At 53.6% G+C, this 1,066-nt stretch carries 1 rRNA gene; it reads left to right on the top strand.

The window, feature by feature from the left end:
• Positions 1-1,066, top strand: a 16S ribosomal RNA gene (locus L3V30_RS23935); the annotation flags it as partial.

Here is a 1,066-nt window from a genome sequence, read left to right on the forward strand (position 1 = left end):
TTTGACGTTAGCGACAGAAGAAGCACCGGCTAACTCCGTGCCAGCAGCCGCGGTAATACGGAGGGTGCGAGCGTTAATCGGAATTACTGGGCGTAAAGCGCATGCAGGTGGTTTGTTAAGTCAGATGTGAAAGCCCGGGGCTCAACCTCGGAATAGCATTTGAAACTGGCAGACTAGAGTACTGTAGAGGGGGGTAGAATTTCAGGTGTAGCGGTGAAATGCGTAGAGATCTGAAGGAATACCGGTGGCGAAGGCGGCCCCCTGGACAGATACTGACACTCAGATGCGAAAGCGTGGGGAGCAAACAGGATTAGATACCCTGGTAGTCCACGCCGTAAACGATGTCTACTTGGAGGTTGTGGCCTTGAGCCGTGGCTTTCGGAGCTAACGCGTTAAGTAGACCGCCTGGGGAGTACGGTCGCAAGATTAAAACTCAAATGAATTGACGGGGGCCCGCACAAGCGGTGGAGCATGTGGTTTAATTCGATGCAACGCGAAGAACCTTACCTACTCTTGACATCCAGAGAACTTTCCAGAGATGGATTGGTGCCTTCGGGAACTCTGAGACAGGTGCTGCATGGCTGTCGTCAGCTCGTGTTGTGAAATGTTGGGTTAAGTCCCGCAACGAGCGCAACCCTTATCCTTGTTTGCCAGCGAGTAATGTCGGGAACTCCAGGGAGACTGCCGGTGATAAACCGGAGGAAGGTGGGGACGACGTCAAGTCATCATGGCCCTTACGAGTAGGGCTACACACGTGCTACAATGGCGCATACAGAGGGCGGCCAACTTGCGAAAGTGAGCGAATCCCAAAAAGTGCGTCGTAGTCCGGATTGGAGTCTGCAACTCGACTCCATGAAGTCGGAATCGCTAGTAATCGTGGATCAGAATGCCACGGTGAATACGTTCCCGGGCCTTGTACACACCGCCCGTCACACCATGGGAGTGGGCTGCAAAAGAAGTAGGTAGTTTAACCTTCGGGGGGACGCTTACCACTTTGTGGTTCATGACTGGGGTGAAGTCGTAACAAGGTAGCGCTAGGGGAACCTGGCGCTGGATCACCTCCTTA

This window comes from Vibrio sp. A1-1, from assembly GCF_021728175.1.
GTDB classification, from domain to species: domain Bacteria; phylum Pseudomonadota; class Gammaproteobacteria; order Enterobacterales; family Vibrionaceae; genus Vibrio; species Vibrio diabolicus.